Source organism: Mesorhizobium sp. M7A.F.Ca.MR.148.00.0.0 (genome assembly GCF_003997735.1).
In the GTDB taxonomy this organism is placed as follows: domain Bacteria; phylum Pseudomonadota; class Alphaproteobacteria; order Rhizobiales; family Rhizobiaceae; genus Mesorhizobium.
Genome location: NZ_RZTB01000215.1, coordinates 1 through 4531, shown reverse-complemented (window position 1 = coordinate 4531; position 4531 = coordinate 1). Strand labels below are relative to the sequence as shown.

Sequence of the window (4531 nt, the reverse complement as noted above, 5' to 3'; positions counted from 1 at the left end):
AGGCAACGCGCGATCGCCACGCGCTGCTGCTGGCCGCCGGAGAGCTGTGCGGGATAGGCATTGACCTTATCGGCGAGTCCAACCTTGGCCAGCAATTCGCGGCCTGCTTTTTCAGCCTCGGCGCGCGGGATCTTGCGGACATGGATTGGGGCGAGCGTGACGTTTTCGAGTGCCGTCTTATGCGGGTAGAGGTTGAACGACTGGAAGACGAAGCCGATCTCGGTGCGCAGCTGCGTCATGTTGGTGGCGGGGTCGCCGAGGCGCTGGCCGTCGACGGTGAGGTCGCCGTCCTTGATCGCCTCCAGGCCGTTGACGCAACGGATCAGCGTGCTCTTGCCGGAACCGCTCGGGCCGCAGTCATGTTTTCTGGACCTTTGGGGTTGGAAGTCACAACTGCACCTCGCCATGCGCCGCGCCCATGCGCTGCTCCAGCCGGCGGGCCAGCATGATCAGCGGATAGCAGACGATGAAATAGCCGACGCCGACGAGGAAGAAGACCAGCAGGCCGTTGGGCACACGCTGCACCACCAGCCAGCCAACCCGGGTGAGGTCGGTGAGCCCGATCGCCGAGACGACGGAAGAATCCTTGATCAGCAGCACATACTGCCCGACCAGCGGCGGCAGCACGATGCGCATCGCCTGTGGGAGGACCACCTGGCGCATGCGCTGCAAGCGCGACAGGCCGGACGCCAGCGCCGCCTCGACCTGACCTGTCGGCACCGAGCGGATGCCGGCAACGACGATCTCGCAGATGAAGCAGGCGGCGAGGTTGGTCAGCGCGATGATGCCGGCGGTGAAGGCATCGAGTTCGATGCCGAACTCAGGCAGGATGAAGAAGATCAGGAAGATCTGCACCAGGAACGGCGTGCCGCGGATCAGGTCGACCCAGGCCCCGATCAAGCCCGAGATCAGCCGGTTGCCGCCGGTCCGCAGAATGCCGAGGCCGAAGCCAAGCAGGGTGCCGAGCACCAGGCTGATCAGTGACAGCATCACGGTCATGCCGAGGCCGCGCAGGGCCAGCGGATAAGAGCCGGCGAGGCTTTGCAGTTGTTGCCAGATCATGTCCGCGCCCCCGCCGTGCCGAGCCAGCGGCTGGAGACGCCAGCCAGTCCTTTCAGTCCGTAATACAGCAGCAGGTAGAAGGCGGCGATGGTGAGGAAACCTTCGGCCGGCATGAAGCGGTCGGAAGCGAGCAATTGGCCGGCGCGCGTCAGTTCGGAAACCGAGATCAGCGACAGAAGGGCGGAATCCTTGACCAGCACGATCGCCTGGCCAAGCAGCGGCGGGATCGTCACCTTGAAGGCCTGCGGCAGGACGACCAAGCGCATGCGCTGGACATAGGTCATGCCCGAAGCGACGCTGGCTTCGACCTGGCCGCGCGGGATCGACAGGATGCCGGCGCGAATGATTTCAGCGATATAGGCGCCGCTGTTCAGCGACAGCGCGAGGATGCCGATGACGAGTTCCGGCAGCACGAAGCCGAGCCGGGGCAGGCCGAAATAGAGAAAATAGAGCTGCGCTAGCAAGGGCGTGGCACGCACCGCATCGATATAGGCCTTGGCCGGCACACGAAACAGCCAGCCGCGCTGCAGGTTCATGGCGCACAGCACGATGCCGACGATGAGCGCGCCGACAAAGGACAGCGCCGACAGCCAGACGGTCGTGATCAGGCCCTGTCCGAACAGCGGCAGATATTCGACGATGGTGCGGAAACTGAAATTTTCGAGCATCGTTGGGTGCAATCCCCAGAGTGCAGGAAGGGCGAGTAGCGAGTAGCGAATAGCGAGTAGAGAATTGCGAGCAGCAAAAAGCATGGCCGGAACGGCCATTCCCTATTCGCTACTCCCTATTCGCTACTCGCTACTCGCTATTTCAATTCCTCAGTGGTCTTTCTTCCAGGCGTCGGAATTGACCCAGTAGTCGAGGTTCTTCTGCAGGCGTCCGTCGATGGTGACCTGGTTGAGGAACAGGTTCATCCAGACCAGCAGGTCCGGCTCGTCATAGCGGGTGGCGAAGGCAAGCGGTTCCTTCGACAACAGGTCCGGCATGATGGTGAAGCTCCCGGCCGGATAGGCGGTCGACTGGCCCTTGACCGCCGAGACGTCGTTGACGCCGCAATCGGCCTGGCCGTTGTTGACGGCGTCGAGCAGCAGCGGACCGCCGCCCTTGTAGCTCTTGATGTCGGCGTCGGGGAAGGCTTTCTTGGCTTCCTTCTCGCCGGTGGCGCCGAGCAGCACGGCGATCTTGGTGCCCTTGGCCTTGCAGTCCTCAGTGGTCTTGAACTTGCTGTCGGCCTTGGTGAAGACGGTGCTGCCCGTGTACATGTAAGGCGTGGTGAAGGCGACCTTCATGCCGCGCGCGAGCGTCGGTGTCATGTCGGCGACCAGAAGGTCGGCCTTGCCCGACAGCAGTGCCGGGATCAGGCCGTCCCAGTCGAAGTCGAGGAAGGTGATCTTGACGCCCATTTCCTTGGCCATCATTTCGGCGAGTTCCACCGAACTGCCGGTGCGTTCGCCATTGGCGCCGACCAGCGAGAAGGGAGGCCCTTGAGTCTGCACGGCGACGCGCAACTCGCCGCGCTTGGTGATGTCGTCGAGCGTACCGGCACTGGCAGCGGCAGTGAGCCCGGCGAGTGCAAGCCCGGCGATAAACAGTCTGGCAATCTTCATTTCGGTATTCCTCCTTGTTTTATTGTTCCACGTTGTTTTTCACCCTTTGGGGTGCTTTTTGAGCGGCAGCGCCGTTGCCGATGGCAGCCACCGTTCGAAAATCTTTTCTCCTCAGTCCCGTGCCACCGTCTCGGAAACCGTGATGCCACGCTTGGCCAGTTCGTCGAAGAACCTGATGTCGGGCACGTCCAGCAGCGGGTTCAAAAGGCCCGGTCTGGTGATCTCACGCCGCGCGAGCATCTGCGCCACGATGCTGGCGGGATAGCCGACGCCGAGGCTCATGCCGAACAGGCCGGAAACGAGATCGCGCTCGATGATCAGGTCCGACGTCACGGTCTTGGCGCGGCCGCCTTCGAGGCCGGAAAAGACATTGCGCATCACGCAAAGATCCTTTTCGCCCGGGCCGTATTGCAATTGCGGGCCGAGCAGACGGCCGAGGAATTCGCGCGGGCTGTTGGAGGTGCCGGGCACCTTGTCCTCGGAGAGGAAACCAAGCTCCTTCAGCGGCGCCCAGAAGGCCGACCATCCCGGCCAGCGCAGCGTGTAGCGGCCGGAGCGGCGCAGCGCTTTTGCGGCGTCCAGCATCTCGACATAATGCAGCGCATCGCCATTGGGGAAGGCTTCGAGCTTGCCCAGACCCGCAACCTCGATTTCATGGATGAACGGATTGTCGTGCTGCTGGCCGGCCGGCACCGCGACGCGTTTCCCGTCCTCGATCATCACGCTGTCGCGGTTCTGGCTGACCAGGACCATGTCGAAATTCCAGCTCACCTTGTAGCACAGCGGCTTGGCCATCGCCTTCGGCTCGGGGATGCCGCCGCAATAGGAATCGATCGAGGAAATCGAGTCGAACTGCCTGGCGGCGCGCGCGTACAGCACGAGGTCGATGCCGGGGTCGAGCCCGCATTCGGTCATGATCGAGACGCCGGCCTGTTCGGCGGCTGGCGCCAGGTCGGCGATCGACTTGGCGTAATTGGTGGTGACCAGCGGCGTGCGCGTGGCGATCGCGGCCTGCACCGCCTGGCGCATCAGCGGCTGCGGCAACAGGTCGATGACGGCGTCGACATCATCAAGCACAGTGGCCAGCGCCGGGCCGATCGCGCCTTCAGGCACCACGAAGCGCACGCGGGCAAGATCGGTCAGGCCGGCAAGCCGGGCCGGGCCATCCGCTGCGGTATCGACGCAGACGATTTCCTCGACGCCGACGCTGGCGACGAGGTCGGCGATTGCCGCCCGACCTTGCAGGCCGAGGCCGCCTAGTACCGCGATCTTCATGCCGGCTCCTTGCGGTCGTCCGACCAGCAGCCTTCCGGCAGGCTGACCCATTTGTTGCAGGACGCCATGACGACGAAGGTTTCGCTGCGCACGACTTCGCCGGGCTCGCCGGCGCCGGGGATCAGTTCGCTGGTGACGCGGTAGAGATCGGCTACGTCACCGGCCACCGTCACGTCGACGATGATGTCGAAGCGTCCGGTGACCACCGAAGCCGAGTTGACGAAGGGCAGTTCGGAAATGCGCTGTGCCAGTTCGCGGGCCCGGCCGCGCCCCTGGGCATTGATGCCGACAATGGCCGAGATCAGCTCGGGGCGCTCGGTCAGGTTCAGCAGGCCGACGATCTTGAGCAGGTTGCGGTCGAGCAGGTTGCGCAGCCGCGTGCGCACCGTCGGCACCGAAATCGCCAACATCTCGGCGATGCGGTTGATGCCCGGCTGTGCATCCTGCGACAGCTGTTTGACCAGCCGCCGATCGGTCAGATCGAGATGTTCCCGCAAAGTCCCCGTCTTTCACAAAAGGAAAAAACTTCGGCTATTTTTTTGCCAATGTGCAAACAAGCTACGTCACGGATATTTGAAAAGCAAGGC

At 63.4% G+C, this 4531-nt stretch carries 6 protein-coding genes; all 6 read right to left on the bottom strand.

Annotation, left to right across the window (positions count from 1 at the left end; translation table 11 throughout):
• Positions 1 to 407 (bottom strand): ATP-binding cassette domain-containing protein (locus EOB49_RS32995; RefSeq protein WP_245472949.1); only part of this gene is annotated, 407 nt, incomplete at its 3' end.
• A complete protein-coding gene (locus tag EOB49_RS32990) occupies positions 388 to 1062 on the bottom strand; it encodes an amino acid ABC transporter permease (RefSeq protein ID WP_127272108.1) in 675 nt (224 codons plus the stop codon). The genes EOB49_RS32990 and EOB49_RS32995, both read right to left, overlap by 20 nt.
• Positions 1059 to 1730 (bottom strand): amino acid ABC transporter permease, encoded by a 672-nt coding sequence (locus tag EOB49_RS32985; protein WP_127383421.1) that lies wholly within the window; start codon positions 1728 to 1730, stop codon positions 1059 to 1061. Before EOB49_RS32985 ends, EOB49_RS32990 begins: the two co-directional genes overlap by 4 nt.
• Before the next feature lie 150 nt (positions 1731 to 1880).
• A complete protein-coding gene (locus EOB49_RS32980) occupies positions 1881 to 2669 on the bottom strand; it encodes an ABC transporter substrate-binding protein (RefSeq protein ID WP_127326548.1) in 789 nt (262 codons plus the stop codon).
• A gap of 111 nt (positions 2670 to 2780) precedes the next feature.
• Positions 2781 to 3944, bottom strand: a complete 1164-nt coding sequence (locus EOB49_RS32975; protein ID WP_127326549.1) for a saccharopine dehydrogenase family protein — start codon at positions 3942 to 3944, stop codon at positions 2781 to 2783.
• Positions 3941 to 4441, bottom strand: a complete 501-nt coding sequence (locus tag EOB49_RS32970) for an Lrp/AsnC family transcriptional regulator (RefSeq protein ID WP_127271168.1) — start codon at positions 4439 to 4441, stop codon at positions 3941 to 3943. Before EOB49_RS32970 ends, EOB49_RS32975 begins: the two co-directional genes overlap by 4 nt.
• Between the last annotated feature and the right edge of the window lie 90 nt (positions 4442 to 4531).

Bases quoted from the DNA above. Each gene is read 5' to 3' on its own strand.
- EOB49_RS32985 (WP_127383421.1), bottom strand. From the start codon at position 1,730: ATGCTCGAAAATTTCAGTTTCCGCACCATCGTCGAATATCTGCCGCTG.
- EOB49_RS32980 (WP_127326548.1), bottom strand. From the start codon at position 2,669: ATGAAGATTGCCAGACTGTTTATCGCCGGGCTTGCACTCGCCGGGCTC.
- EOB49_RS32975 (WP_127326549.1), bottom strand. From the start codon at position 3,944: ATGAAGATCGCGGTACTAGGCGGCCTCGGCCTGCAAGGTCGGGCGGCA.
- EOB49_RS32990 (WP_127272108.1), bottom strand. From the start codon at position 1,062: ATGATCTGGCAACAACTGCAAAGCCTCGCCGGCTCTTATCCGCTGGCC.